Below are 25,198 nucleotides of genomic sequence, written 5' to 3'. Positions count from 1 at the left end.
CCTTGGCCGCGGGTCAGAGCACGAGGGTGACGACCTTGTCGTCGAGATAGCCGTCGAGCGCGGCGGCCGACAGGTCGCGGCCGATGCCGCTGTCCCTGCCGCCGCCCCAGGGCAGGCGGGCGTCGAGCGGGCTCCAGCCGTTGACCGCGACCGCGCCCACGCGCAGGCCCGCCGCCACGCGGTGCGCCGCGCCCACGTCCTGCGTCCACACCGAGGCCGACAGGCCGTAGCGCGTGTTGTTGGCGATGGCGACGGCTTCCTCCTCGGTGTCGAAGGGGATCACCACGCCGACCGGGCCGAACACCTCGTCCTGGGCGATGACCGAGGCTGGGTCCACCTCGTCGAACAGCGTCGGCCGCACGAAGTAGCCGCGCCCGGGCACCGCGCCCGCGCCCGCGACGCGCCTGGCGCCGGCCGCGATCGCCGCGTCGATGCAGCCCCGCACGCGCGCCCGGTGGCGGGCGCTGATGAGCGCGCCCATCTGCGTGCCGGCGTCGAAGGGGTTGCCGAGCACGAGGCCGTCGGCCGCGCCCGCAAGCGCTTGCACGAGCGGCCGGTGCAGCGAGCGGTGGACCAGGATGCGCGAGCCGGCGGCGCAGGTCTGGCCCTGGTCCACGAACAGACCCATCGCGATGCCGCCGATGGCCTGGCCGAGATCGGCGCCGGGCAGCACGATCTGCGCCGCCTTGCCGCCGAGCTCGAGCGTGAGCTTCCTGAACAGCGGGCCGGCGTCGCGCGCGATGCTGCGGCCGACTTCGGTGCTGCCGGTGAAGCTGATCTTGTCGATGCCCGCGTGCGTGACGAGCGCGCGCCCCACGGCCGGCCCGCCCTGCACGAGGTTGACCGCGCCGGCCGGAAAGCCCGCCTCGGCCGCGAGCGCGGCCAGCGCGCCGAGCGCGAGCGGCGCGTCCTCCGACGGCTTGAGCACGACCGTGCAGCCGGCCGCGAGCGCGGGCGCGAGCTTCCAGCACGCGATCATGAGCGGCGCGTTCCACGGCACGATCAGCGCCGCCACGCCCACCGGCTCGCGCGTCGTGTAGTTGACGGTGGGCCGGCCCATGAAGCCGCCGGTGGGGATCTGCCGGCCTTCGAGCTTGTCGGCCCAGCCCGCGAAGTAGCGCAGCGTGTCGATGCTCATCGGCAGGTCGAGCAGGCGCATTTCCATCGGCACGCGGCCCTGCTCGCGCGCGAGCAGTTCGACGAGCTTGTCGCTGTCGCGTTCGAGCAGGTCGGCGAGGCGGTGGAGCAGGCGGCCGCGCGCCGCGCCGGGCAGGCGCGCGAACTCGCCGCCGTCGAACTGCGCGCGCGCGGCGGCGACGGCGGCATCCACGTCGGCCGGCGTGCCGGCGGCGACGCGGGCGAGCAGCTCGCCGGTGGCTGGCTCGAACTTGTCGAAGGTGGCGCCGTCGGCGCTGTCGCGCCAGTCGCCGGCGATGAAGTGGCGGGTGTGAAAGGGCATGCGGGCCTCGCGCTCGTGGTCGGGATGAGTGCGGTGAGGCTAGGTCTGGCGCGCGGGCGCCGCTTGCCTGCGCGTGCAGGCGGTGCAGGACTGGCGTGCAGGCGAGGCGAGGCGAGGCGAGGCGGTGCGGGATGGCGTCCCGCGCGCCGACGTTCCCGCGCCGGCCCGCCGTGCGCCGATCAGCCCGGCGCGCCCGGATGCAGCACATCCGCCTCCGGCCGTTCGAACAGCGCGGTCAGCAGCGGCGGCTCGAAATGCCGCGCGACGGTGATCGCGTAGAAGTTCTCCTCCAGGTCGGGCACGACCGCATGCTCGACCAGCGCGCCGCTGCGCAGCTCGTCCTGCACCACCACGCTCGGCAGCAGCGCGAGGCCGTCGGACTCGCGCGCGAGCAGGCGCAGCAGCGCCATGTCGTCCACCTCGGCGCGCAGCTGGCAGCGCAGCCCGAGCTGCTCGCACAGCAGGTCGAAGCCGGCGCGGATGTCGTTGTCGCGGCCGGGCAGCAGCAGCGGCACGTCGGGCAGGTCGTCGGGAAAGCGGAACGGCGTCGCGCGCGGCCGGCCCACGAGGCTCACCGGCTGGTGCGCGATGCGCCGGCAGCGCCAGGGCTCGTCGGCCGCCGACGGGATGCGCCGGTTCGACAGCACCACGTCGAGGCTGTGCACGCGCAGCCGCGCGAGCAGCTCGGGCAGGCCGGCCGATTGCAGCACCAGCATCACGTCGTCGCGGCCGAGCAGCGGCGCGACGAAGTTCTGCTGGAAGTTGCGCGACAGCGTGGCGAGCGCGCCGATGCGCAGCACCTGGCGCTCGGCGCGCCGGCCCTCGCGCAGCAGCGACACCAGCTCGCCGCCCGCCGCGAAGATCGAATCGGCATAGCCGAGCGCGAGCCGCCCGGCCTCGGTGAGTTCGAGCCGCCGGCCGCGCCGCTCGAACAGCGCCTGCCCGAGCTGCTCCTCCAGCTGGCGGATCTGCGCCGACAGCGCCGATTGCGAGACGTGCAGCCGCGCGGCGGCGCGGGTGAGGTTCCCGTCCTTCGCCACGGCCCAGAAGTAGTGCAGGTGGTGGTAGTTGAGCCGCATGACTGTTCACTCAAAGCGAACGAAAACGCAGGAATAATGAATTTTACTTGGGGGTGGAAGCCGGGCGACAGTCGCGGCCGTCGTCATTCCCGAGGATTCCGCTCATGTTCTTGCCGGTCGAACTGCCTGTCTGGCCTGTCCTGTTTGCGCTGCTGCCCGCGCTGTGCGCGCTCAGCGCCGCCGTGCTGCCGTTGCGGCGGCTCGCACGTCTGGCCGGCGTGCGCGGCCGCGATGACCGGGCGCTGACCGACTTCGCCTGGCGCATCGCGCAACGCGGTCTCGACCTCGCGCTCGCGGCGGCGCTTGTGGCCGTGGCGATTGCCGCGCTGCAAGGGCCGGTGGCCGGCGACTGGCTGCGGCTCGATGCGGCCGGCGCGGTCTTCATGCTGCTGGTCGCCTTCATCGGCCGGGTGGTCGTGCGGTACGCGGCGCGCAATCTCGACGGCCAGCCCGGCGCGCGCCGCGCGGCACGCGGCCTGCTGCTGACGCTCGTGGCGGCGCTCGCGGTGCCGGCGGCCAACCATCTGCTGCCGCTCGCGCTGGCGTGGTCGGCGACCGGGCTGGCGCTGAACCGGCTGCTCGGCTTCTTCCGCGAGCGGCCCGAGGCGCGGCTCGCGGTGCACAAGCATTTCCTCGTCGCGCGGGCGGCGGATGTCTGCCTCGCGGCCGGGCTGGTGCTGCTCGGCGCGAGCCTCGGCACGCTGCGCATCGACGAGCTGGCGGCGCGCGCCGCCGACGGCCTGCCGCTCGCGGCGAGCGCGGGCGTCGCGCTGGTCGCGGTGGCGGCGCTGCTCCAGGGCGCGCAACTGCCGGTGCACGGCTGGCTGGTGCAGGTGATGGAGGCGCCGACGCCGTTCTCGGCGCTGCTGCATGCGGGCGTGGTGAACCTCGGCGGCTTCGTGCTGATCCGGCTCGCGCCGGTGGTGGCGGCCAGTCCGCTCGCGACGGGCTGCCTCGTCGTCGTGGGCTGCGCGACGGCGGTCGTCGCCTCGCTGTCGATGGCGACGCGCGTGAGCGTGAAGGTCGCGCTCGCGTGGTCGACGTGCGCGCAGATGGGCTTCATGTTCGTCGAGTGCGGCCTGGGCGCGCCGGGCATGGCCTTCCTGCATCTGGTCGCGCATTCGCTCTACAAGGCGCATGCCTTCCTCGGCGCGGGCGGTCGGGTGCGGCTGGCCGTCACCGACCGGCTGCTGGCGCCGGCGGCGCGGCCGGGCGCGGGCGAGCTCGCGGCGGGCGCGGCGCTGGCGCTGGCGCTGGCCGGCGTGGCGGCGATCGCGGTCGGGCAGGCCGCGGCGCTGCTCGGGCATGCGTCGTCGTGGACGGCCGCCGACCTGACGCTCGCCGCGATCGTCGCGCTCGCCTTCGCGCCGCTGCTGCGGCCCGGCACGGCGGCGCTGCCCTGGCGCGCGGGCGCGGTGCTGGCGCTGGCGGCGGGGTATTTCACGGCGCATGCGCTGCTCGATGGCCGCTTCGCGCCGGAAGCGGTCGGCACGCCGTGGTGGCCGGTCGCGGTGGCGGGCTTCGGGCTGCTGATGCTGCTCGACGCGGTTATCAGCGCCGCGCCCGACGGCCGGCTCGCGCGCCGGCTGCATCCGTGGTGCTTCGGCGGCCTGTATGTCGATGACTGGCTGAGCCGCCGCGCCTTCCGCCTCTGGCCGCCGCCCCGGGTTGCGCGCGCCGGCATCGCGCCGGTCGCGCTGCCGCCCGCCTGAGCCGTCACCCCGGACTCGGCGAAGCGGCCCCGGCAGCCATCCGCGCGCCGCGCCCGCCTCCGGCAAGCGTCTCCCCTTCCGCTCCACTCCGTCGGCGCCGGCTTCGGCCGCGCGCCCGGCCCCTCACGTCCCGAAGATCCGCATGAACGCTCCTCTCGCCCCCCGGCTTCCGACCGGACACGACCTTGCCGACGCCATCGCCACCGCCTGCGAGCGCATCGCGCCGCTCTGGCCGCTCGACCGCTGGATCGCGGTCAGCCCGTGGTGGGGCTGGCGCGCGTTTCCTGTCGAGACCGCCGCCGCGCGGCTCGGCGCGCTGGCCGGCGCCCGCCTCACGATGCCGCGCGACTGGTTCGCCGGCCTGTGGCGCGCCGGACGGCTGCGCGACCGCCATCTCGTCGCGGCGCTCGCCGCCGAAGCCGCCGAATCCACGCTCGCCGCGCGCTCCGGCACCGACCCGCTCCCCCCGATCGACGCCGACCACCTGCGCGCCGCGCTCCGGGCGCCGGCCCCCGCCGCGCCCGCGCGCCTGCCGCTGCTGACCGACCTGCGCGACGCGCTCGCGCCCGACGCGCCGTGCGGCTGGCGCGACACCGTGATTCACCAGATCAGCCAGCACTGCGCCGCCTGGTTCGACACCGCCCAGGCGCGCTGGCAGCCCGACCGGCGCGGCGGCCTGTACGTGAGCTGGCGCCGCGCGCTGCGCGCCGATCGCGGTCTGCCCTGGCGGCGCGGCCGGCGCGCGATGCTCGACGCGATCGACGGCCTGCCCGCGTCGCCGCTCGCCCTCGTCGAGGCGGCGCTGGCCGAGCTGGGCCTGCCGCCCGCAGCGCACGCCGACTACCTGCTCGCGCTGCTGCTCGACCTCCAGGGCTGGGCCGGCTGGTGCGCCGGCCAGCGCTGGCGCGCCCGTCTCGCGGGCCGCGATGACGACGCCATCGTCGAACTGCTCGCGATCCGCCTCGCCTGGGAATGGCTGCTCGCCGCCGACGCCGGCGCCGACCTCGACCTCGCCGACTGGGCCGCCATCTGGCGCGACGCCGGCCCGCGCGCCGAGCGGCTGCGCGCCGGCCAGCGCATCGACTGGCTGCTCCAGCGCGCGATCGAGCTGGCCTGGCGCGAGCCGCTGCACGCCGCGCTGCTGGGCTCGATGCGGGCCCGGCCGGCAGCCGCGTCCGCCACCGCCGCGCCCGCCGTCTTCGCCCAGGCCGTGTTCTGCATCGACGTGCGCTCCGAGCCCTACCGCCGCGCGCTGGAAGCCGCCGACGCCGGCATCGAGACCTCGGGCTTTGCCGGCTTCTTCGGCCTGCCGGTCGCCTACGCGCCGCTCGGCACCGAGCTGGAACGGCCCCAGCTGCCGGGCCTGCTCGCGCCCGCGCTGCGCGTGACCGACGACCTCGCCGGGCCGGTCGCCTCGACCGCCGACGCCGACGGCGGCCATGCCACCGCCGCGCCGCGCCCCGACCTCGACGGCCGCCCGCTCGCCGAGGTGCTCGCCGGCCAGCGTCGCGCGGCGCTCGCGCGGCGGCGCCCGTGGCGCGATTTCGGCGCGACCGTGCTGTCGGCCTTCGGCGCGATCGAGACCACCGGCATCGCGGCCGGCTTCAAGCTGCTGCGCGGCGGGCGCGGCGACGCCACGCGGCCCGAGCATGCGGCGCTGCCGGCCGGCGCCGGGCTGAGGCCGGCGCTGCCCGCGAGCCTCGACACCGCCGCGCGCGTGGCGCTGGCCGAGCGCGTGCTGCGCCAGCTCGGCCGCACCGCCGGCTTCGCGCCGCTGGTGCTGCTCGCCGGCCACGGCAGCACGAGCGCGAACAATCCCTTCGCCGCCGCGCTCGACTGCGGTGCCTGCGGCGGCCAGCGCGGCGACGTCAACGCCCGGCTGCTCGCCGCCCTGCTCGACGAGCCGGAGGTGCGCGCCGGCCTCGCCGCGAGCGGCATCACGATCCCGGCCGCGACCCGCTTCGTCGCCGGCCTCCACGACACCACCACCGACACCTTCACGCTGTTCGACACCGACGCTCTGCCCACATCGGCGCGGCCCGCGCTCGACCGGCTGCGGCGCGCGCTCGACGCCGCCTCGCGCACCGCCCGCGCGCGCCGCGCCGGCCGGCTCGGCCTCGCTCCCGACGCGCCCGATGCGCCCGATGCGCTCAATGCGCCCGAGGCGCCCGAGGCGACCGAGGCGACCGAGGCGACCGAGGCCCGCGCGCGCGCCCTTGACGAGCGCGCCACCGACTGGGCTCAGACCCGCCCGGAATGGGGCCTCGCCGGCAACGCGGCGCTGATCGTCGCGCCGCGCGAACGCACGCGCGGCCTCGACCTCGACGGCCGCGTCTTCCTGCACGACTACGACGCGCGCCGCGACCCCGACGGCGCGCTGCTCGAACAGATCCTCGGCGCGCCGATGGTCGTCGCGCACTGGATCAACGCGCAGTACCACGGCTCGGTCGTCGACAACCGGCGCTGGGGCAGCGGCGACAAGACGCTGCACAACGTGGTCGGCGGCAGCATCGGCGTGTTCGAGGGCAATGGCGGCGACCTGCGCACCGGCCTCGCGCTGCAATCGCTGCATGACGGCCGCCGGCTGCGCCACGAGCCGCTGCGGCTCGCCGTGCATGTCGAGGCGTCGCGCGAACAGATCGAGGGCGCGGTCGGGCGCCATCCGGTCGTGCGCGAGCTGGTCGGCAACGGCTGGGTGACGCTGCTGCGGCTCGACGCGGCGGCCGGGCGCATCGAGCGGCTGGCGGCGCTGGCGCCCGCGCCGCGCTGGGTGACGGAGGCCGCATCCGCCGACGTGGCGACGGACACGGCAGTCGCCGTCTAGCCCGGCCCGCTCTCCCATGGCCCGGTGCCGGCCGGGCCGGCGTGATCCCGGCCGCCGCGGTCATCGCCGGCGCTTGGTCCCGGCCTCGGCCCCGGTGCCGGTGCCGGTGCCGGTGCCCGGTCCCGGCCCGCCGCCGCGCACCGCCGACGGCGTGCAGCCGAAGCGCTGCCGGAAGGCCCGCGCGAAATAGGCCGGATCGGAGAAGCCGTGATCGAGCGCGAGCGCCGTGATGCCGCCCGGCGGCAACTCGCCGCGCGCGAGCAGTTCGCGGCAGCGTTCCAGCCGCAGCCGCTGCACGCAGGCCTGGGGCGATTCGCCGCTGCCCGCGAAGGCGTTGTAGAGCGTGCGGCGGCTGACGCGCAGCGCCTGGGCGATCGCGTCGGGCGACAGCGCCGGATCGGCGAGCCGCGCGGCGATGAGCCGGCGCGCCTCGGCCAGCAGCCGCGCGGCGCCGCTCGCCGCGCCGCCGCGCGCGCCGGCCTCGCCGTCATCGTTCGCGGCGCGCGCGAGCAGGGCGAGCGCCTGGTCCATCACGAGCGTCGCGCTCGCGCCGTCGAGGCTGTCGCCCACGTCGAGCGCGGTCTTGAGCATCGACAGCGCGATCGCCGCCGCGCCGTCCACCGCGCGCGGGCCGCGCGCCGTCGGGTCGGGGCCGCGCGCCTGCCAGGCCGCGCGCTCGAACAGCAGCACGGTGAAGCGCGGGTCGTCGCGCATGCGGATCTCGTAGGGGCGGCTCGCCTCGTAGCTGAACCACTGGCCGGCGTCGAGTTCGAGCGCGCGGCCGTCCTGGGCAAAGCTCGCGCGGCCGCGTTCGAGCCAGACGAACTTGAGATAGCGCGCGGGCAGGGCGCCGCACATCGCGCGGCTCATCGACGCGACATGCGCGCTCGCGTCGATGCGCGCGAGCCTCAGCCGCGCGAGCGGCCGCGCGCGGGCGTCGGCCGCGAAGGGCACGTCATGGTCGGGAACGAGGTCGAGCGGAAAGAACTGGCGGCCGATCTGCCGCGTCCACGCGGCGGGATCGGCGGGCCTGCCCGGCTGCGGCTGGGCGGATGTCATGCGCGGCTCCTCGCAGGCTTGCCTGCGTTGCGGCCCGCGGGGTCGGGGCCGTTGGGCCGGGCTTCAAGCAGGCGACGTGCCACGCGGGCGGCTGATCCCGCAATCCGGATGCATCTTCAGCGCGGGGCGGCGGTCGCGTGGCGTGGCGTGGCGTGGCGTGGCGTGGCGTGGCGACCCGGCCGGCCGCGCGCCGCGTCACAGCCCGCCGAGGTTGCCGAGCATCTCGCGCAGCGTGGCGTTGAGGCGCTCGATCTGGTTGTCGGTCAGGCCGGCGAAGGCGCGCTGGAAGATGTCGTTGGTGGCGAGCTGCATGCGCTCGATGAGCGCGAGGCCGGCGTCGGTCAGGCTCACCTCGACCACGCGGCCGTCGTGCGCCGCGTAGGACGTGGCGACCAGGCCGTCGTCGCGCAGCCGATAGACCGTCTTGGTGATGGTCGGCAGCTTGCTCACCGCGTGCAGCGTGATCTCGGAAATGCTCAGCACGCCGTGCTGCTTGAGGATCATGAGGATGCGGAAGGTGGGGATGTCGGCGCCGACGGTTTTGAGCGCGCGTTCCATCTCCAGCGTGTACACGCCGTGGAGGCGCGCGAGCCAGTAGAACGGGAATTCCTCCGCCTTGAAGTCGGCGGCGAGCGGCGTGTAGCGGATCTGCTTGGAGGTCGGTGGCATGGCGCGGCGATTCTAAGTGGCGGGTCGGGCGCGGTGCTTTCTCGGCCCGCGCGCCCGACCGCCGCCGCGCATGACGGCGGCGCGGCCTGCGCGCGGAGGGCGGCGCAGCCTGCTTGCGGACGGCAAAGCGGCGTCAGCGCCCGAGCGACTTGGCGGTCGCGCCGCCGATGCCGAAGTCGGTCGTCGGCACATCCACCACGATCACGCGGATCGGTGCCGGCGCGATGCCGAGCACGCGTGCCGCCGTGGCCGTCACGGCCGCGATGAAGGCGGCCTTCTTCTCCTCGCCGCGCCCGGCCACGAGATGCGCCAGCACGGTCGGCCCGCCGAGCGGATCGGCCGCGTCCGGGCCGGCTTCGTCCAGCGGCACGCCGGCGCAGGCGATCGCCGCCGCCGGCAGTTCGACCAGATGGATGCGCACCGAGCCGCGTGGCGCGGCGAGCGATTCGACGGTCGCGTCGGTGAGCGCGAGCAGCAGTTCGCGGCGGACCGCCGGCGCAATGCCGGCCGCCATGTGGAGCATGAGATTGGGCAAGAAACGACCTCGAAATGCTGTCTTCAATGGTCATGAGAATACATGAACGAGAAAGTATTAATAGGCCGATTTTGGCAAGAGATCGAGGGCGATCGTCGGCCCCGGAATCCGCCGAAGGCAATGGCGGGCGAGTGGCGGCAATACTTGTCGAATTGCGACGCAATGCTGTCGAAAATATATAAATACCAATAAAAACAAGGGTTTGAATTATCGCCAGCGATTTTGTCGAACTGCCCATAACAGGGCGTGGATGCACCGCGACAATGCGGCCGCCATCCGGTTCCGGCACCAGCATTGGGCAAACATTCCGCTCGGAAATTAATAGTTGACGATTCAAGTTTCACGGCGCTAGCTTGGATTTAAGCGATCCGCTTCAACCCAGCCTGAAACCCGCCATGACCATCGTCGTTCACCCGCTCGACTCCCGCGCCACCGGCCCCGCCGTGATGGTCAAGGACACGATCGACGTCGCCGGCGCGCCGACCCGCGCCGGTTCCCGCGCACTCGAGGGGCGCTCGCCCGCCACGGCCCATGCCGAGGTGGTCGCGCTGCTGCTCGGGGCCGGCTGGCGCCTGACGGGCAAGACCAATCTGCACGAACTGGCCTACGGCACGACCGGCATCAACCATCACACCGGCACGCCGGTGAACCCGGCCGCGCCCGACCGCGTGCCGGGCGGCTCGTCCTGCGGCTCGGCGGTGGCGGTCGCGTCGGGCCTGGTGCCGGTCGCGCTCGGCACCGACACCGGCGGCTCGGTGCGGATTCCGGCCGCGTGCTGCGGCGTGTTCGGCTTCAAGCCGACCTTCGGCCGCGTGAGCCGCGCCGGCGTCATGCCGGCCGAGACCACGCTCGACTGCGTCGGCCCGCTCGCCCGCGACATGGACGCGCTCATCGACGTGATGCGCGTGATCGCGCCAGGCTTCGGCGCCTGCAAGGCCCCGGCCGGCATCACGCTCGGCGTCGTCGCGGTCGAGGCCGCGCCCGCCGTGGCCGCCGCCGTCGCCGGGGCGATCGCCGCAAGCGATTGCAGCACCGTGCCCGTCACGCTCGCCCGCATGGACGCGGCCTACGCCGCCGGCCTCGCCGTCATCAATGCCGAGACCTGGGCCGCCTGCGGCGAGCTGGTCGCCACCGGCCTCGTCGGCGCGGATGTCGCGCGCCGCCTCGCCAACGCGAGCCGGACCACGCCCGGGGACGTGGCCGCCGCCAACCTCGTGCGCGAAGGCTTCGCGGCCGAGATCGACGCCGCGCTCGCGCGCTGCACCGTGCTCGCGCTGCCGACGATGGCCGACGTGCCGCCGCTGCTCGCCGATGCCGCCGACACCTCGGCCGCCGTCGCCATGACCACGCTCGTGCGGCCTTTCAACCTGTCGGGCCATCCGGCCCTGCACCTGCCGCTGCGCACCGCCGACGGCCTGCCCGCCGGCCTGCAACTGGTCGGCCCCAAGGGCGCCGACGAACTCGTCTGCGCCGTCGGACGCGAGCTGTCGCGCCGCCTGCGCCTGTCCTCCCTTGCCTGAGAACGACCCCATGCTCATCGAAAGCCTGCCGCCCGACGCGCCGGCCGTCAGTCCCGCGAACGCGGACTGGGACGCGCTGCTCGCCGACATCCGCGCCCGTCGCGACGAGTTCGCGCGCGAGCGCCGCATCGCGCCCGACGTCATCGCGCGCTTCAAGCAGCTCGGCGTGTACCGCGCGCTGGTCGCGCGGCGCTTCGGCGGCGACGAGAAGTCGCCGCGCGAGTTCTGCGAAATGATCGAGCGCATCGCTGGCGCCGACGGCTCGGCCGGCTGGGTGGCGAGCTTCGGCATCGGCGCCATCTACCTCGCCGGCCTGCCGGTGCAAACCCTTGCAAAAATCTATGCCGACGGCCCCGACGTGGTGTTCGCGGGCGGCATCTTCCCGCCCCAGGCCGCGCCCGTCGTCGAGGGCGGCTATGAAGTCACGGGCCGCTGGAGCTTCGGCAGCGGCTGCTACGGCGCCGAGATGATCGGCGTCGGCATCCTGCCGCAGGACGGCAGCGCCAGTCCGCTGCCGCGCATGGCCGTGCTGCCGCGCGCGAAAGTGTCCATCGAGCATGCCTGGGACGTGATCGGCCTCGAAGGCACGGGCAGCCACGATCTCGTCGTGACGAAGCAGGTCGTCAGCCCCGACTGGACCTTCGTGCGCGGCGGCGCCTCGTCGCTCGACACGCCGCTCTACCGCTATCCGACGCTCTCGTTCGCCACCCAGGTGCTGTCGGTCGTGTCGCTCGGCATCGCGCGCGCCGCGCTCGACGAGCTGCGCGCCATGGCGACCGGCCGCGTGTCCGTCACCGGCGCGCCGCGCCTGGCCGACCGGCCGCACGCGCAGATGGAAGTCGCCCGCTCCGAAGCCGCGCTGCGCGCGGCGCGCGCCTTCTTCTACGGCGCGATCGACGAAGTGTGGGCGGTGCTCCGGCGCGGCGACACGCCCTCGCGCGAGCAGATCAGCCTGCTGCGCCTGTCGGCCACGCATGCGACGCGCACCGGCGCCGAGGTCACGCGCGCCGTGCAGATGCTCACCGGCATGACCGGCATCTACAACGCCAGCCCGCTCGCGCGCCAGGTGCGCGACAGCCTCGTCATCACCCAGCACGCCTTCATGGGCGACATCACCTACCAGAACGCCGGCGCGATCTTCTTCGACCAGGCGCCGCTGCCCGGCTACCTCTGACCTCCCACGGAATCCCCGCCATGAGCGACACCAAGACCCCGCACCGCGTGCTGTTCTGCATCGGCGTGAACCAGAACTTCTTCGACGCCACCGCCGACGAGGCGAAGCTCGTGTGGAGCGCGTTCAGCCAGATGATGAACGGCATCGCCGACCTCCCCGGCGTGAAGGTGCTCGGCAACATGGACGACGACCGCATCATGGTCGGCCCGTCCACCGCCGCGCCGTGGACCACCTACGTGCTGGCCGACGTGCCCGACATCGAGACCGTCACCGCTGCCTGCAACCTGTTCCGCACGATCCCGGTCGGCGACACCGGCTGCAAGCTGTGGAAGTACTGCCGCGTCGAGGCCCGCGTGGGCCGCGAGCTGGTCATTCCGCGCTGAGCCGGGATCGCACGCGATGAACCCGCCCGCCGCCGTGGCCGACGCGACTCACGGTGCTCCGGCGTCCGCCGACCGTCTCGCGCAACTCGAAGCCCGCCTCGCGCGCTTCGAGGCCGAGCATGCGATCCGCGCCTGTCTCAAGCGCTACATGGCGCTGTGCGACGCGCTCGACGCGGCCACCCCGCTCGACGAGCTTGCAAGCCTTTTCACGCGCGGCGCGACCTGGGCCGGCAAGGGCGGCCGCTACGGCGCCACCTTCGGCGGTTACGCGGGCCGCGACGAGATCGCCGCGATGTTCCGCCGCTACATGCGCACGCCGGCGCACTTCGCATTCAACGCCCACTTCCTGACCTCGGAACTCATCGAGGTCGAGAGCGAGGGCAGGGCGCGCGGCGGCTGGCTCATGTTGCAGACCTCCACCTTCGCGAGCGGCGCGTCGCAGCTCAGCGCGGCACGGCTGTCGGTTGGCTTCGCCGTCGAGGACGGGCGCTGGCGCATCGACCGCTTCGAGACCGAGGCGCTGTTCAGCCGCCCGGTCGATCACTGGGACGCGAGCGCGCCCCTGCCGGTGCCGGCCGCCGACGCCTGACGCCCGGCCTGCAAGCCTTTGCACGACTCCACGAGACAACCTCAAGCACACCACGGACATGAACGCCGAAACCAAACCGATCCACCTGCATCGCAATGTCGATGAACTCGTGCGCGCCGACCGCGTGCACACCTCGCTCTATACCGACGCCGCGCTCTTCGACAGCGAGATGGAGAAGGTGTTCCGCAACACCTGGGTCTGGGTCGCGCATGCGAGCGAAGTCGCCGAGCCGGGCCAGTTCAAGACGACCCATGTCGGCACCGAGCCGGTCATCGTCGTGCGCGACCGCAAGCAGAAGATCCACGTCCTGCTCAACCGCTGCCGCCATCGCGGCGCCACCGTCTGCGAGCACAAGAAGGGCAAGACCGCGAGCTTCGTCTGCCCCTATCACGGCTGGGCCTACGGCCTCGACGGCGCGCTGCGCAGCGTGCCCTTTCCCGACAGCTACGGCCAGATGCTCGACAAGGGCGAGTTCCCGCTGCCCGGCCTGCGCGTCGAGCAATACGCCGGCATGGTGTTCGCCACCTTCAAGGCCGACATCGAGCCGCTGGTCGATTACCTCGGCCCGGCGAAGAAGTGGATGGACCTGTTCATGAAGCAGGGCGGCGGCTACCCGGTCAAGGCGGCCGGCGAGCACCGCTTCACCTTCAACGGCAACTGGAAGATCCAGCTCGAGAACACGACCGACGCCTATCACTTCCCGCTCGTGCACAAGAGCTTCCTCAGCTCGGTGGACGCCCAGACCGAGCGCATGCTCGACTTCGTGGCCGGCCCCGGCTACGTCGAGGACCTCGGCAACGGCCACAGCGTGATGGTGATGATCCCCGAGCTGGTGGATCTGGAGCACGACCTCGACGCGCCTGTGCCCGACCGCTACGCCGAGCTGGCCGAGCACCTGCGCGCCACGCATGACGAGACCACGGTGCGCCGCATCGTGCGCGCCGTCGGCGGCTCGGGCTTCAACCTCAACCTGTTCCCGAACGTCGCCTGCTCGATGGCCTTCTTCCGCGTGCTGCGGCCGATCGCGGTGGACAAGACCGAGATCCATCACGTCGCCATCGTCATGGACGGCGGCCCGGAACAGGCCAACCAGGCGCGCCTGCGCATGCACGAGCACTTCCAGGGCCCGATGGGCTTCGGCACGCCCGACGATTCCGAAGCCTGGGAGCGCGTGCAGCGCGGCGCCCAGGCCGGCCCCGACCTCTGGATCCTGCTCAACCGCGGCCTGCCCGGCGAGACCGTCACCCCCGACGGCCTGAAGAGCGACGTGAGTGCCGAGACCGGCATGCGCGCCGCCTACCGCCAGTGGAAGAAGCTGATGACCGCCTGATGCCCGACGACACCGCCATGAACACTCAAGTGCTGCAAGACACCACCGCCTTCCTCTGGGCCGAAGCCGACATGCTCGACCATGCCGAGTACGACGACTGGCTCGGGCTCTGGACCGCCGACGGCCTCTACATCGTGCCGATCGACCCCGACGCGACCGACCACGCCAACACCCTCAACTACGCCTACGACAACGCCGCGATGCGCGCCAAGCGCGTGCGGCGCCTCGTCGGCAACGAATCGATCTCGACCATGCCGGCGGCGCGCACCATCCGCGCACTGTCGCGGCTGCGCGTGATCGCCGACGACGGCGCCACCGTCACCGTGCGCGGCGCCCAGGACCTGCACGAGTTCCGCCGCGAGACCCTGCGCCAGCAGGTCGCCGACGTGACCTGGGAACTCGACCGGACCGACGGCGGCTACCGCATCCGCCGCAAGGTCATCCGCCTCATCAACTCGACCGACGCGCTCACCGCGATCGGCTACCTGCTGTAAGGGGGCGGGCATGAGCGAGGTCGCCATCGTCACCGGCGCATCGCAGGGCCTCGGCCGCGCGATCGCCGCCGCCCTGCTCGGCGCGGGCTATCGCGTCGCCGTCACCGACCGCGACCTCGGCCTGGCCGAGGACGCCGCGCAGGCGCTCGGCGGCGACGCCGACCGGCTGCTGCCGCTCGCGCTCGACGTGGCCGACAAGGCCGCCTTCGAGGCCGCGCGCGACGCCGTGCTCGCGCGCTGGGGCCGGCTGGAGGTGGCCGTCGGCAACGCGGCGGTCACGCTCACCACGCCGGTCATGCGGATCACGCCCGAGGAGTTCGATCTCGTGATCCGCGTGAACCTGCGCGGCTGCCTGTTCGGCGGCCAGGTGTTCGGCGCCCACATGGCGCGGGCCGGCTATGGCCGGCTCATCAACATCGCCTCGCTCGCGGGGCAGAACGGCGGCACCGCCTCGGGCGCGCATTACGCGGCGTCCAAGGCCGGCATCCTCAACATGACCAAGGTGTTCGCGCGCGAGCTGGCGCCCTCGGGCGTGACCGTCAACGCGATCGCCCCCGGCCCGCTCGACCTGCCCTCGGTGCGCGCCGCCGTGCCGCCCGAGCGTTTGCAGACCCTCGTCGACACGCTGATCCCGGTGCGCCAGCTCGGCGATGCCGATTTCGTCGCCGCCACCGTCGTGCATCTCGCGTCGCGCGCGGCCGGCTTCGTGACCGGCGCCGCCTGGGACATCAACGGCGGCGTGTTCATGCGCTGACCGGCGCCCCTTCACTGAAAGCGTTTTCATGACCCCCGACGTCATTGACCTCGTCGTCGCGCGCAGCAGCCTGCAAGGCCAGGGCGTGCTCGTCGTCGATCTGGCCGATCCGGCCGGCGCGGCGCTGCCCGCCTTCGAGGCCGGCGCGCACATCGACCTGCATCTCGGCCCCGATCTGGTGCGCCAGTATTCGCTGGCCGGCGACCCGGCCGACCGCCGCATCTGGCGCCTCGGCATCCTGCGCGACCCGGCCTCGCGCGGCGGCTCGATCGCCGCCCACGAACAGCTGCGCGAAGGCGCGCGCGTGCGCGCCGGCCTGCCGCGCAACCTGTTCCCGCTCGCGGCGGATGGCGCGGCCCTCCTCGTCGGCGGCGGCATCGGCGTCACGCCGATGATCGCGATGGCGCATGCGCTGCACGCCGCCGGCCGCGACTTCGCGCTGCACTACTGCGGCCGCAGCCGCGCCGGCTGCGCCTTCGTGGACGAACTCGCCGCCGCGCCCTTCGCCGCCCGCGTGCATCTGCATTTCGACGACGAACGCGGCGCCACCGGCCCGCTCGACGCGGCCGCGCTGTTCGGCGCCGCGCCGGCTGGCGGCCACGTCTACACCTGCGGCCCCGAAGGCTTCATGACCTGGGTGCTCGACAGCGCGCGCGCCGCCGGCATTCCCGAGGCGCGGCTGCACCAGGAGCATTTCCAGGCCACGGCCGAGGCGGGCGGCCGACCCTTCGAGGTCGTGGCGAAGCGCAGCGGCAGGACGGTGACGGTCGGCGCCGGCGAGACCCTCGTGGCCGCGCTCGCGCGCATCGGCATCCGCGTGCAGGTGTCGTGCGAGCAGGGCATCTGCGGCACCTGCATGTGCGACGTGCTCGAAGGCCGCCCCGACCACCGCGACGCCTTCCTCACCGACGAGGAACGCGACTCGAACGAACTCATCATCGCGTGCCGTTCGCGCGCCCTCGACGACAGGCTGGTGCTCGATGTCTGACCTCACCCTCGAACCGCGCGCCTTCCGCGACGCGATGTCGCGCCTCGCCGGCGCCGTCAACGTCATCACCACCGACGGCGCTGCCGGCCGCGCCGGCCTCACCGCCACCGCCGTGTGCAGCGTGAGCGACGCGCCGCCGATGCTGCTCGTGTGCGTCAACCGCAACTCGACCTCGCATGACGTGTTCGCCGCCAACCTCACGCTGTGCGTGAACGTGCTCGCGCATGAACAGGTGGCGCTGTCGGGCGGCTTCGCCAGCCGCGAGCTGGGCCCGGACCAGCGTTTCGCGCTCGCCGGCTGGACCACGCTCGCCACCGGCGCGCCGGTGCTCGACGGCGCGCTCGCCAGCTTCGACTGCGTGATCGACCAGGTCATCCCGGCCGGCTCGCACGGCGTGCTGCTGTGCGCGGTGCGGGCGGTGCGCCTGCGCGCCGATGGCGAGGGTCTTGCGTATCACGACCGCGCCTATCACCGGCTTGGCGCGGCGTCGCGCCTCGCGGCCTGAGCGTCATGACAGGCGATCGCGGCGCAAACGCTTGCAGCGCCGCAACCCTTTGGCGGCCCCGCGCCGCCTCACCCCGCGCGCACAGGCGCGACCAGACCGGCGCAGACCGGCCCCGAACTCCGTAACCGGCGCTCCCCATTTCCCCATCCAAGGCCCTCCGTCCATGAAGCTGCTCCGCACCCTCGCCGCCGCCGCGCTCGCCACGGCGCTCGCCCCCGCCTTCGCCCAGGTGAAGATCGGCGTCATCACCTCGTCCACCGGCCCGACCGCGCTGGTCGGCCTGCCGCAGAAGAACACCGTGCCGCTGCTGCCGACGACGATCGCCGGCGTCAAGGTCGAGTACATCGCGCGCGACGACGCGAGCGACCCGACGCAATCCGTGACCGAGGCCAGGCGCCTCATCGCCGAGCAGAACATCGACGCCCTCATCGGCCCGACCGGCTCGCCCAACGCGATGGCGGTGCTGCCCTTCGTCGCGCAATCGGGCGTGCCGATGCTCGCGCCCGTCGGCACGGCGGCCGTCGTCCAGCCGATGACGCCCGAGAAGAAATGGGTGTTCAAGACCACGCAGAACGACGACGTGATCGCGACCGCGCTCGTCGGCCAGATGGTCAAGGCCAGGGTGAAGACGGTGGCCGTCATCGCCCTCAACGACCCCTACGGCGAGAACTGGACCCGCGTGTTCGACGCGCTGGCCGAGAAGCACGGCATCAAGGTGCTGGCCAACGAGAAATACCTGCGCACCGACACCTCGGTGACGGCGCAATCGCTCAAGGTGCTGGCCGCCAACCCCGACGCGGTACTCATCGCCGCGACCGGCGGCAGCACCGTGCTGCCGCAGCAGACGCTGGTGGACCAGGGCTATCGCGGCCGGTTCTACCAGACCCACGGCGCGGCGCTGCCGGCCTTCCTGCAGAACGGCGGCAAGAAGGTCGAGGGCACGATCCTCGCCGCGAGCCTGATGCTCGTGCTGCCCGAGATGCCCGACAGCAACCCGTCGAAGAAGGTCGCCGCCGACTACATCGCCGCCTACGAAAAGCTCAACGGCAGCAAGCCCGCGACCTTCGGCGCCAACGTGTACGACGCCGGCCTGCTGCTCCAGTCGGCCATCCCGGTCGCGCTCAGGAAGGGCAAGCCCGGCACGCCCGAGTTCCGCGCCGCGCTGCGCGACGCGCTCGAACAGACGAAGGAGCTGGTCGGCACCCAGGGCGTCTACAACATGACGCCGGAGGATCACTCGGGCTTCGACGAGCGCGGCCGCGAGCTGATCACCGTCCGGAACGGCAACTGGACGCTGCTCAAGTAAGCCGCGCCCCGGACCGGAGACCCTGACGTGAACCTCCAGATCGCCCTGCTGCTCGGGCAGGACGGCGTGACCAACGGCGCGATCTATGCGCTGCTGTCGCTGTCGATCCTGCTCGTGTTCACCGTGACGCGGGTGCTGCTGATCCCGCTCGGCGAGTTCGTCGCCTTCGGCGCGCTGACGATGGCCGCCTTCGAGGCCGGGCAGCCCGGCAACGCGACGACGCTGCTCGGCGTCGTGGCGCTGGCCGCCTGCCTCGCCGACGCGATCCGCCACGCCCGCGAACGCCGCCGCCCCTCGGGCAGGCGGCTCGCGCTGTGGGCCGGCACGCTCGCCTGGCCCGTCGCGCTCGGCCTCGCGCTGCAAGCGCTGCCGCTCGCCGAGCTGGCCGCGCCGCTGCGCGTGCTGCTGGTGCTGCTCGTGCTGGTGCCGCTCGGCCCGCTGCTCTACCGCGCGGTGTTCGCGCCGCTGGCCCAGGCCAGCGCGCTGGTGCTGCTGATCGCGTCGATCGCGCTGCATGTGGCGCTGGTGGGCGCGGGCCTGCTCGCCTTCGGCCCCGAGGGCGCGCGCACCCAGCCCTTCTCCGACAGCTTCATCGAGCTGGGCGCGCTGCGGCTCAACAGCCAGACCGTGTGGGTGGTGGCGGTGTCGTTCGCGCTCATCGGCCTGCTGTTCTTCGCCTTCCAGCGCACGCTCTACGGCAAGGCGCTGCGCGCGGTGGCGTTCAACCGCACCGGCGCGCGGCTGGTGGGCATCTCGCCGGATTTCGCGGGCTCGGTCAGCTTCGGGCTGGCGACCTTCATCGGCGTGATGTCGGGCGTGCTGATCGCGCCCATCACCACGCTCTACTACGACTCGGGTTTCATCATCAGCCTCAAGGGCTTCGTCGGCTCGATCATCGGCGGGCTGGCGAGCTATCCGATCGCGGCCGGCGGCGCGCTGCTGGTCGGCCTCATCGAGGCCTTCTCGGCCTTCTTCGCGAGCCAGTACAAGGAGGTGATCGTGTTCACGCTGATCATCCCCGTCCTGCTCTGGCGCTCCCTCACCACGCATCGACTGGAGGACGAGGAATGAGCGTCTCCCAACCCGCGCGCGCGCTCGCCCCGGCGCCCGCCACGTCCGCCGGCCCGCGCCGGCGCCCCTCGCGCCTCATGGTCGGCGCGGTGTTCGCGGCGCTGCTCGCGGTCGGGCCTTACCTGCTGCCGCCGTTCTACGTGAGCCTGCTCGACTACATCGGCATCGCCTCGCTGGTGGCGCTCGGCCTCACGCTGCTGACGGGCACGGCCGGCATGACGAGCTTCGGCCAGGCGGCCTTCGTCGGCCTCGGCGCCTACACGACGGGCGTGCTGTCGTCGGGCGCGCTCGGCGCCGACACGCTCGGCTGGCTGCAGGGCTCGCCCTGGCTCGGCCTCGCGGCCGGGCTGCTCGTCACCTTCGTGGCGGCGCTGGCGATCGGCTCGCTCACGCTGCGGCTGTCGGGCCATTACCTGCCGCTCGGCACCATCGCCTGGGGCATCAGCCTGTACTACCTGTTCGGCAGCTCGACGCTGCTCGGCGGGCAGTCGGGCCTCGGCAACATCCCGGCCATCGCGCTGTTCGGCCTCGATCTCGACAGCCCGGCGCGGATGTACTGGCTGATCTGGGCCTTCGTGCTCGCGGGCGCGGTCACGAGCCAGAACCTGCTCGACTCGCGCGAGGGCCGCGCCATCCGCGCGCTCAAGGGCGGCGTGACGATGGCCGAGGCGATGGGCGTGAACAGCAGCCGCGCGCGCATGGTGGTGTTCATCCTCGCGGCGCTGCAGGCGAGCGCGGCGGGCTGGCTCTATGCCCACCTGCAGCGCTTCATCAACCCCTCGCCGTTCGGGCTGCACTACGGCATCGACTACCTGTTCATGAGCGTCGTGGGCGGGGCGTCGAGCGTGTGGGGCGCGCTGCTCGGCGCGGGCGTCATCACCGTGCTCAAGCAATGGTTGCAGGACCTGCTGCCGGCGCTGCTCGGGCGCAGCGGCAACTTCGAGGTGATCGTCTTCGGCGTGCTGATGATCGTGATCCTGCAAAGCTCGTCGGCCGGGCTGTGGTCGCTGGTCGCGCGGCTGCTGCCGGTGGCGGCGCGCGCGCCGCGCATCGACCGCGCGAGCCGCCTGTCGCGCCGCGCCCTGCCCGAGCGCGGCAGCGTGGTGCTCGAGGCGCGCAAGGTCACGCGCCGCTTCGGCGGGCTGGTGGCCAACAACGAGATGGACCTGCAACTGCGCGCGGGCGAGATCCTCGGCCTCATCGGCCCCAACGGCGCCGGCAAGAGCACGATGTTCAACCAGCTCTCGGGCGTGGACACGCCCACCTCGGGCCAGGTGCTGCTGTGCGGCGCCGACATGCGCGGCAAGGGCTCGCGCGCCTTCGCCTCGCGCGGCCTGTCGCGCACCTTCCAGCATGTGCGCCTGCTGCCGCAGATGAGCGTGCTCGAGAACGTGGCGATCGGCGCCCACCTGCGCGGCCATGCGGGCGTGTTGCCGGCGGCCTGGCGGCTCGACCGCAAGGACGAGGGCGCGCTGCTGGCCGAAGCCGCGCGCCAGCTCGAACGCGTCGGCCTCGGCGACTGCATGCACCTGCCGGCCGGCTCGCTCGCGCTCGGCCAGCAGCGGATTCTCGAGATCGCCCGCGCGCTCGCGGCCGACCCCTGCGTGCTGCTGCTCGACGAACCCGCCGCCGGCCTGCGCCTGCAGGAGAAGCAGGCGCTCGGCGACCTGCTGCGCAAGCTGCGCGCCGAAGGGCTCGCCGTCCTGCTCGTCGAGCACGACATGGACTTCGTGATGGGGCTGGTCGATCGCCTCGTCGTCATGGAATTCGGCACGCGCATCGCCGCCGGTCTGCCCGAGGAAGTGCAGAACGATCCGGCCGTGCTCGAGGCCTATCTGGGAGGGGTCTGACATGGCCGACACGCTACTCAGGGTGCGCGACCTGCATGTCGCCTATGGCAAGGTCGAGGCGCTGTCGGGCATCGACATCGAGGTGAGCGAGGGCCGCATCGCCACGGTCATCGGCCCCAACGGCGCCGGCAAGACGACGATGCTGTCGGCGCTGATCGGCCTGCTGCCGTCGAGCGGCAGCATCGAATTCGAGGCCGTGGCCTGCCGCGGCGCGAGCGTCGAGCGCAGGGTCGGCATGGGCATGAACCTCGTGCCCGAGAAGCGCGAGCTGTTCGGCGAGATGAGCGTGCAGGACAACCTGCTGCTCGGCGGCTTCGACCGCTGGCGCCGGCGCGACCGCGCGGTGGCCGAGACGCTGGAGGAGATCTACGCGCTGTTCCCGCGCCTGCGCGACCGGCGCGACCAGCTCGCGGGCACGCTGTCGGGCGGCGAGCGCCAGATGCTCGCGCTCGGCCGCGCGCTCATGGCCAAGCCGCGCCTGCTCATGCTCGACGAGCCGAGCCTCGGCCTCGCGCCGCTGATCGTGCGCGAGATCTTCCGCATCATCGCCACGCTGCGCGATCGGGGCGTGTCGATCCTGCTGGTGGAGCAGAACGCGCGCGCCGCGCTCGCCGTGGCCGACACCGCCTACGTGCTGGAGAACGGCCAGGTCACGCTCCAGGGCGACGCGAAGGATCTCGCGCACGACCCGCGCGTGATCGAGGTCTACCTCGGTCTCGCCGGCAAGCATCAGGACCGGCTGGCGGCCTGACATGCTCGAACGCAAGCTGCCGCTGCGCCGCCGCGTGGCCGACGCCATCAACATCGACGAGCTGGAGCGCATGGCGCGCGCCCGCGTGCCGGCCTTCGCCCACGAATACCTCGCGGGCGGCGCCGAGGACGAGCTGACGCTCGCCGCCAACCGCGCGGCCTTCGCGCATCGGCGCTTCCTGCCGCCGATGCTGCGGCCCGCGCCCGCGCGTCGGCTCGGCGCGACACTGTTCGGCAGGCCGCTCGCGCTGCCGCTCGCGATCGCGCCGACGGGCTTCAACGGCCTGCAGGCGCGCGACGGCGATTGCGCGCTCGCGCGGGCCGCCGCCTCGGCCGGCGTGCCGTTCACGCTCAGCACCGTGGCCAATGCGTCGATCGAGCAGATCGCCGCCGCCGCGCCCGAGGGCCGGCGCTGGTTCCAGCTCTATCCGCTGCGCGACCGCGCGATCACGCTCGACCTGCTCGCGCGGGCCAGACGCAGCGGTTTCGAGGCGCTGGTGCTCACGGCCGACGCCGTGCATTACGGCAACCGCGAATGGGACCGCCGCAGCTATCGCGGCGCGCTCAGGCTGCGCTGGGGCCGGCTGCTCGACGTGGCGCGGCATCCGCGCTGGGTGCGCGCGGTGATGGGGCAGGGCGGGCTGCCGGGCTTCGCCAACCTCGCGCCCTATCTGCCGGCGGGCCAGGGCAGCGTCGCGCGGACGGTGGCCTTCATCGACGGCCAGATGGACCGCGCGCTCGACTGGGCCTTCCTCGACTGGCTGCGCGCGCACTGGGACGGCCCGCTGCTGCTCAAGGGCGTGCTGCGCGCCGACGACGCCCTGCAAGCCTTTGCACACGGCGCCGACGGCGTGATCGTCAGCAACCACGGCGGCCGCCAGCTCGACGGCGCCATCGCCAGTCTCGACGCGCTCGCGGCGATCCGCGCGGCCGTCGGCCCGGCCGCGACGCTGCTGCTCGACGGCGGCATCCGGCGCGGCACCGACATCGCCAAGGCGCTCGCGCTCGGCGCCGATGCGGTGCTTACCGGCCGCGCCACGCTGTTCGGCCTCGCGGCCGGCGGCGAGGCCGGGGCGCGCCGCGCGCTCGACCTGCTCGGCGCCGAGTTCGACCGCACGCTCGCGCTGCTCGGCTGCACCGCGCCGGAGGAACTCGGCCTTCACCTCGTCGTCGCCGCGCCGGAGATTCACCGATGACCCTCGCTTCCTTCCTCCCGCCGCTGCGCGTCGGCATCGCCGGCGCGGGCGCCATCGGCTGCACCCTCGCCGCGCGCTTCGCCGCCGCCGGCCAGCGCGTGTCGGTGCTGGCGCGCGGCGCCACGCTCGGCGCGCTGCGCGAGCACGGCATCACGCTCGACGACCTGGGTGGCCGCGTCGAGGCGCGCGTGCACGCCGGCGGCGCCGACGAACTCGGCCCGCAGGACCTCCTGTTCCTGTGCAGCAAGTCGCAGGACCTCGCCGCGCTCGCCGCCGCCGCGCGCCCGATGCTCGGCCCCGACACCGTCGTCATCCCCACGCCCAACGGCGTGCCGTGGTGGTACTTCCACCGCGAGGGCGGCCGGCATGACGGGCGGCGCGTCGAGGCCGTCGACCCCGACGGCCGGCTCGCGGCACTGATCCCGCTCGACCAGGTGCTCGGCGCGATCGTGTTCATCACCGCCGAGATGCTCGGCCCCGGCCGCGTGCGCTCGACCACGCCGCATCTCGTCATGCTCGGCGAGCCGGGCGGCGGCGGCAGCGAGCGGCTGCGCGCCGCCTGCGCCGCGCTGGACGCGGCCGGCATCGAGGGCCGCCCGCTCGACCGCATCCGCGACAAGCTCTGGACCAAGATCACCGCCAACCTCACGTCCAACCCGCTGTCGGTCGTGACCGGCGCGACGCTCGACCGCATCTACGGCGAGCCGGCGCTGGTCGAGATCGTGCGCGCGATGATGCGCGAGATCGCCGTGGTCGCCGCGAGCCACGGCGCGCGGCTGGAGATCGACCCGATCGAGTTCATCGAGCTGGGTCGCGCGATGGGCGCGGTGCGCACCTCGATGCTCCAGGACCACGAGCGCGGCCGGCCGCTGGAGCTGGCCGCGATCGGCGAGGCGGTGCTCGAACTCGCCGCGCTCTACGCCATCCCGATGCCCACCACGAGCGCCGTGATAGCGCTTGCACGCCACGCCGCGAGGCCCGCGCTGGCCGCCTGACTTCCTGACCCTTTCCTTCGTCCACCGCTTGCCGGCACGCCCGGCAGGCCCCCGCTCAGCCTGAAGAAACGACCATGACCGACATGACCACTCCCGCCCAGGGCCGCCGCGCCGATTGCAGCGACGCCGAATGGGCGCTGCGCGTGCAGCTCGCCGACTGCTACCACCTCGTCGCCCACTTCGGCTGGACCGAAACCATCTTCAACCACATCTCGGCCCGCCTGCCCGGCACCGGCCACTACCTCGTCAATCCCTTCGGCCTCAACTACGAGGAGATCACGCCGGCCAACCTGCTCAAGGTCGATACGCGGGGCCACAAGGTCGAGCCCTCGCCGCATGACGCCAACCCGGCCGGCTTCGCGCTGCACGGCTGCATCCACGAGGCGCGCGACGACATCCATTGCGTGATCCACACCCACACGACCGAGGTGTCGGCCATCGCGCTCAAGGAAGAAGGCTTCCATCACGACGACTTCTACGGCGCCCAGCTTTACGGCCGCGTCGGCTACCACGCCTTCGAGGGCATCACGCTGTTCGCCGAGGAGCGCGAACGCATGCTCGCGAGCCTCGGCGACAAGCACATTCTCGTGCTGCGCAACCACGGCATCGCCGTCGGCGAGATCGACATCCCGCGCGCCTTCTTCCTGCTCTGGACCGTGCAGCGCGCGGCCGAGGTGCAATGCCTCGCGCGCTCGATGGCCGGCGCCGACACCAGGCTGCCCGCGAGCATCGGCCAGCGCTGCGCCGACCTCACGCAGATGCTGATCCACGACAACGACTTCGCCGACAAGTTCTTCGCCGCGATGGTGCGCCGCCTGCCGGCCGACCGCGCGCGCTGATCCCGCGCCCCGTTTCATCCCACGCCTGCACGCTCGTCCAGGCAGTCGCGGACGGGAGTGCAAGCGCCTTCAGCAGCGCCGCCCGAAGATGGTCCGAGCATCGCCCGGCCACATCAA

Annotated in this window: 23 protein-coding genes; 18 read left to right on the top strand and 5 right to left on the bottom strand. The window is 73.2% G+C overall.

From position 1 onward, the window contains the following. Window positions 1-13 precede the first annotated feature (13 nt). Window positions 14-1,459 (bottom strand): aldehyde dehydrogenase family protein, encoded by a 1,446-nt coding sequence (locus H566_RS0112275; protein ID WP_028311670.1) that lies wholly within the window; start codon window positions 1,457-1,459, stop codon window positions 14-16. A 179-nt stretch (window positions 1,460-1,638) separates the two neighbouring features. Beyond that, a complete protein-coding gene (locus tag H566_RS0112270; RefSeq protein ID WP_028311669.1) occupies window positions 1,639-2,538 on the bottom strand; it encodes a LysR family transcriptional regulator in 900 nt (299 codons plus the stop codon). A gap of 104 nt (window positions 2,539-2,642) precedes the next feature. Between H566_RS0112270 and H566_RS24755 the strand changes: the two genes are divergently transcribed. Further along, window positions 2,643-4,250, top strand: coding sequence for an NADH-quinone oxidoreductase subunit L (locus H566_RS24755; RefSeq protein WP_051378693.1), 1,608 nt, complete (start codon window positions 2,643-2,645; stop codon window positions 4,248-4,250). A 142-nt stretch (window positions 4,251-4,392) separates the two neighbouring features. Beyond that, window positions 4,393-7,074: a DUF2309 domain-containing protein gene (locus H566_RS24750; RefSeq protein WP_051378692.1), complete on the top strand. Its 2,682-nt coding sequence runs from the start codon at window positions 4,393-4,395 to the stop codon at window positions 7,072-7,074. Window positions 7,075-7,134: 60 nt separating this feature from the next. Here H566_RS24750 and H566_RS24745 read toward each other — a convergent pair whose 3' ends face one another. From H566_RS24745 to H566_RS0112245, 3 genes are all read right to left on the bottom strand, one after another. Then, window positions 7,135-8,133: an AraC family transcriptional regulator gene (locus H566_RS24745; RefSeq protein WP_051378691.1), complete on the bottom strand. Its 999-nt coding sequence runs from the start codon at window positions 8,131-8,133 to the stop codon at window positions 7,135-7,137. A gap of 195 nt (window positions 8,134-8,328) precedes the next feature. Then, entirely contained in the window at window positions 8,329-8,802 is a 474-nt protein-coding gene (locus H566_RS0112250; RefSeq protein ID WP_028311668.1) for a MarR family winged helix-turn-helix transcriptional regulator, read from the bottom strand. Window positions 8,803-8,935: 133 nt separating this feature from the next. Then, on the bottom strand, window positions 8,936-9,337 hold the full coding sequence (locus H566_RS0112245) for a tautomerase family protein (protein ID WP_028311667.1): 402 nt from the start codon (window positions 9,335-9,337) through the stop codon (window positions 8,936-8,938). 395 nt (window positions 9,338-9,732) lie between these two features. Between H566_RS0112245 and H566_RS24740 the strand changes: the two genes are divergently transcribed. The 16 genes from H566_RS24740 to H566_RS0112165 all read left to right on the top strand — a co-directional run bounded on the left by H566_RS24740 (window position 9,733) and on the right by H566_RS0112165 (window position 25,081). Then, window positions 9,733-10,857: an amidase gene (locus tag H566_RS24740; RefSeq protein ID WP_034411518.1), complete on the top strand. Its 1,125-nt coding sequence runs from the start codon at window positions 9,733-9,735 to the stop codon at window positions 10,855-10,857. 10 nt (window positions 10,858-10,867) lie between these two features. Next, window positions 10,868-12,031: an acyl-CoA dehydrogenase family protein gene (locus tag H566_RS0112235; protein WP_051378689.1), complete on the top strand. Its 1,164-nt coding sequence runs from the start codon at window positions 10,868-10,870 to the stop codon at window positions 12,029-12,031. A 20-nt stretch (window positions 12,032-12,051) separates the two neighbouring features. Continuing rightward, entirely contained in the window at window positions 12,052-12,414 is a 363-nt protein-coding gene (locus tag H566_RS0112230) for an IacB protein (protein WP_028311665.1), read from the top strand. Between the two features lie 16 nt (window positions 12,415-12,430). Then, a complete protein-coding gene (locus H566_RS0112225; protein ID WP_051378688.1) occupies window positions 12,431-13,003 on the top strand; it encodes a nuclear transport factor 2 family protein in 573 nt (190 codons plus the stop codon). A 58-nt stretch (window positions 13,004-13,061) separates the two neighbouring features. Next, window positions 13,062-14,333: an aromatic ring-hydroxylating oxygenase subunit alpha gene (locus H566_RS0112220; RefSeq protein ID WP_028311663.1), complete on the top strand. Its 1,272-nt coding sequence runs from the start codon at window positions 13,062-13,064 to the stop codon at window positions 14,331-14,333. A gap of 17 nt (window positions 14,334-14,350) precedes the next feature. Beyond that, a complete protein-coding gene (locus tag H566_RS0112215; RefSeq protein ID WP_028311662.1) occupies window positions 14,351-14,827 on the top strand; it encodes an aromatic-ring-hydroxylating dioxygenase subunit beta in 477 nt (158 codons plus the stop codon). Between the two features lie 10 nt (window positions 14,828-14,837). Beyond that, window positions 14,838-15,581, top strand: a complete 744-nt coding sequence (locus H566_RS0112210) for an SDR family NAD(P)-dependent oxidoreductase (RefSeq protein ID WP_028311661.1) — start codon at window positions 14,838-14,840, stop codon at window positions 15,579-15,581. Window positions 15,582-15,609: 28 nt separating this feature from the next. After that, window positions 15,610-16,569, top strand: coding sequence for a PDR/VanB family oxidoreductase (locus H566_RS0112205; protein WP_028311660.1), 960 nt, complete (start codon window positions 15,610-15,612; stop codon window positions 16,567-16,569). Continuing rightward, window positions 16,562-17,074 (top strand): flavin reductase, encoded by a 513-nt coding sequence (locus tag H566_RS0112200; RefSeq protein WP_028311659.1) that lies wholly within the window; start codon window positions 16,562-16,564, stop codon window positions 17,072-17,074. The genes H566_RS0112205 and H566_RS0112200 overlap by 8 nt, the downstream gene beginning before the upstream one ends. A gap of 163 nt (window positions 17,075-17,237) precedes the next feature. Next, on the top strand, window positions 17,238-18,380 hold the full coding sequence (locus tag H566_RS0112195; RefSeq protein WP_028311658.1) for an ABC transporter substrate-binding protein: 1,143 nt from the start codon (window positions 17,238-17,240) through the stop codon (window positions 18,378-18,380). Between the two features lie 27 nt (window positions 18,381-18,407). Beyond that, entirely contained in the window at window positions 18,408-19,451 is a 1,044-nt protein-coding gene (locus tag H566_RS0112190) for a branched-chain amino acid ABC transporter permease (RefSeq protein ID WP_028311657.1), read from the top strand. Next, a complete protein-coding gene (locus H566_RS0112185; RefSeq protein ID WP_051378687.1) occupies window positions 19,448-21,301 on the top strand; it encodes a branched-chain amino acid ABC transporter ATP-binding protein/permease in 1,854 nt (617 codons plus the stop codon). Before H566_RS0112190 ends, H566_RS0112185 begins: the two co-directional genes overlap by 4 nt. Before the next feature lies 1 nt (window position 21,302). Beyond that, a complete protein-coding gene (locus tag H566_RS0112180) occupies window positions 21,303-22,052 on the top strand; it encodes an ABC transporter ATP-binding protein (protein WP_028311655.1) in 750 nt (249 codons plus the stop codon). 1 nt (window position 22,053) lies between these two features. Next, on the top strand, window positions 22,054-23,247 hold the full coding sequence (locus H566_RS0112175; RefSeq protein WP_156924411.1) for an alpha-hydroxy acid oxidase: 1,194 nt from the start codon (window positions 22,054-22,056) through the stop codon (window positions 23,245-23,247). Then, window positions 23,244-24,242: a ketopantoate reductase family protein gene (locus tag H566_RS0112170; protein WP_028311653.1), complete on the top strand. Its 999-nt coding sequence runs from the start codon at window positions 23,244-23,246 to the stop codon at window positions 24,240-24,242. The genes H566_RS0112175 and H566_RS0112170 overlap by 4 nt, the downstream gene beginning before the upstream one ends. Before the next feature lie 74 nt (window positions 24,243-24,316). Next, the gene (locus H566_RS0112165; protein ID WP_051378686.1) at window positions 24,317-25,081 is read left to right on the top strand and encodes a class II aldolase/adducin family protein; all 765 of its coding nucleotides are present in this window, start codon (window positions 24,317-24,319) and stop codon (window positions 25,079-25,081) included. Window positions 25,082-25,198 lie beyond the last annotated feature (117 nt).

The sequence above is a fragment of the Derxia gummosa DSM 723 genome (assembly GCF_000482785.1).
In the GTDB taxonomy this organism is placed as follows: Bacteria; Pseudomonadota; Gammaproteobacteria; order Burkholderiales; family Burkholderiaceae_E; genus Derxia; species Derxia gummosa.
Note: the sequence above shows the minus strand (reverse complement) of the source record. Positions and strands in the feature narration are given on the sequence as shown.

What these genes read in the sequence shown, in the direction of transcription:
- H566_RS0112170 (WP_028311653.1), top strand. Translation starts at nt 23,244, where the DNA reads ATGACCCTCGCTTCCTTCCTCCCGCCGCTGCGCGTCGGCATCGCCGGC.
- H566_RS0112270 (WP_028311669.1), bottom strand. Translation starts at nt 2,538, where the DNA reads ATGCGGCTCAACTACCACCACCTGCACTACTTCTGGGCCGTGGCGAAG.
- H566_RS0112220 (WP_028311663.1), top strand. Translation starts at nt 13,062, where the DNA reads ATGAACGCCGAAACCAAACCGATCCACCTGCATCGCAATGTCGATGAA.
- H566_RS0112185 (WP_051378687.1), top strand. Translation starts at nt 19,448, where the DNA reads ATGAGCGTCTCCCAACCCGCGCGCGCGCTCGCCCCGGCGCCCGCCACG.
- H566_RS0112175 (WP_156924411.1), top strand. Translation starts at nt 22,054, where the DNA reads ATGCTCGAACGCAAGCTGCCGCTGCGCCGCCGCGTGGCCGACGCCATC.
- H566_RS24745 (WP_051378691.1), bottom strand. Translation starts at nt 8,133, where the DNA reads ATGACATCCGCCCAGCCGCAGCCGGGCAGGCCCGCCGATCCCGCCGCG.
- H566_RS0112235 (WP_051378689.1), top strand. Translation starts at nt 10,868, where the DNA reads ATGCTCATCGAAAGCCTGCCGCCCGACGCGCCGGCCGTCAGTCCCGCG.
- H566_RS0112215 (WP_028311662.1), top strand. Translation starts at nt 14,351, where the DNA reads ATGAACACTCAAGTGCTGCAAGACACCACCGCCTTCCTCTGGGCCGAA.
- H566_RS24755 (WP_051378693.1), top strand. Translation starts at nt 2,643, where the DNA reads ATGTTCTTGCCGGTCGAACTGCCTGTCTGGCCTGTCCTGTTTGCGCTG.
- H566_RS24740 (WP_034411518.1), top strand. Translation starts at nt 9,733, where the DNA reads ATGACCATCGTCGTTCACCCGCTCGACTCCCGCGCCACCGGCCCCGCC.
- H566_RS0112230 (WP_028311665.1), top strand. Translation starts at nt 12,052, where the DNA reads ATGAGCGACACCAAGACCCCGCACCGCGTGCTGTTCTGCATCGGCGTG.
- H566_RS0112165 (WP_051378686.1), top strand. Translation starts at nt 24,317, where the DNA reads ATGACCGACATGACCACTCCCGCCCAGGGCCGCCGCGCCGATTGCAGC.
- H566_RS0112210 (WP_028311661.1), top strand. Translation starts at nt 14,838, where the DNA reads ATGAGCGAGGTCGCCATCGTCACCGGCGCATCGCAGGGCCTCGGCCGC.
- H566_RS0112180 (WP_028311655.1), top strand. Translation starts at nt 21,303, where the DNA reads ATGGCCGACACGCTACTCAGGGTGCGCGACCTGCATGTCGCCTATGGC.
- H566_RS0112250 (WP_028311668.1), bottom strand. Translation starts at nt 8,802, where the DNA reads ATGCCACCGACCTCCAAGCAGATCCGCTACACGCCGCTCGCCGCCGAC.
- H566_RS0112275 (WP_028311670.1), bottom strand. Translation starts at nt 1,459, where the DNA reads ATGCCCTTTCACACCCGCCACTTCATCGCCGGCGACTGGCGCGACAGC.
- H566_RS24750 (WP_051378692.1), top strand. Translation starts at nt 4,393, where the DNA reads ATGAACGCTCCTCTCGCCCCCCGGCTTCCGACCGGACACGACCTTGCC.
- H566_RS0112205 (WP_028311660.1), top strand. Translation starts at nt 15,610, where the DNA reads ATGACCCCCGACGTCATTGACCTCGTCGTCGCGCGCAGCAGCCTGCAA.
- H566_RS0112225 (WP_051378688.1), top strand. Translation starts at nt 12,431, where the DNA reads ATGAACCCGCCCGCCGCCGTGGCCGACGCGACTCACGGTGCTCCGGCG.
- H566_RS0112195 (WP_028311658.1), top strand. Translation starts at nt 17,238, where the DNA reads ATGAAGCTGCTCCGCACCCTCGCCGCCGCCGCGCTCGCCACGGCGCTC.
- H566_RS0112200 (WP_028311659.1), top strand. Translation starts at nt 16,562, where the DNA reads ATGTCTGACCTCACCCTCGAACCGCGCGCCTTCCGCGACGCGATGTCG.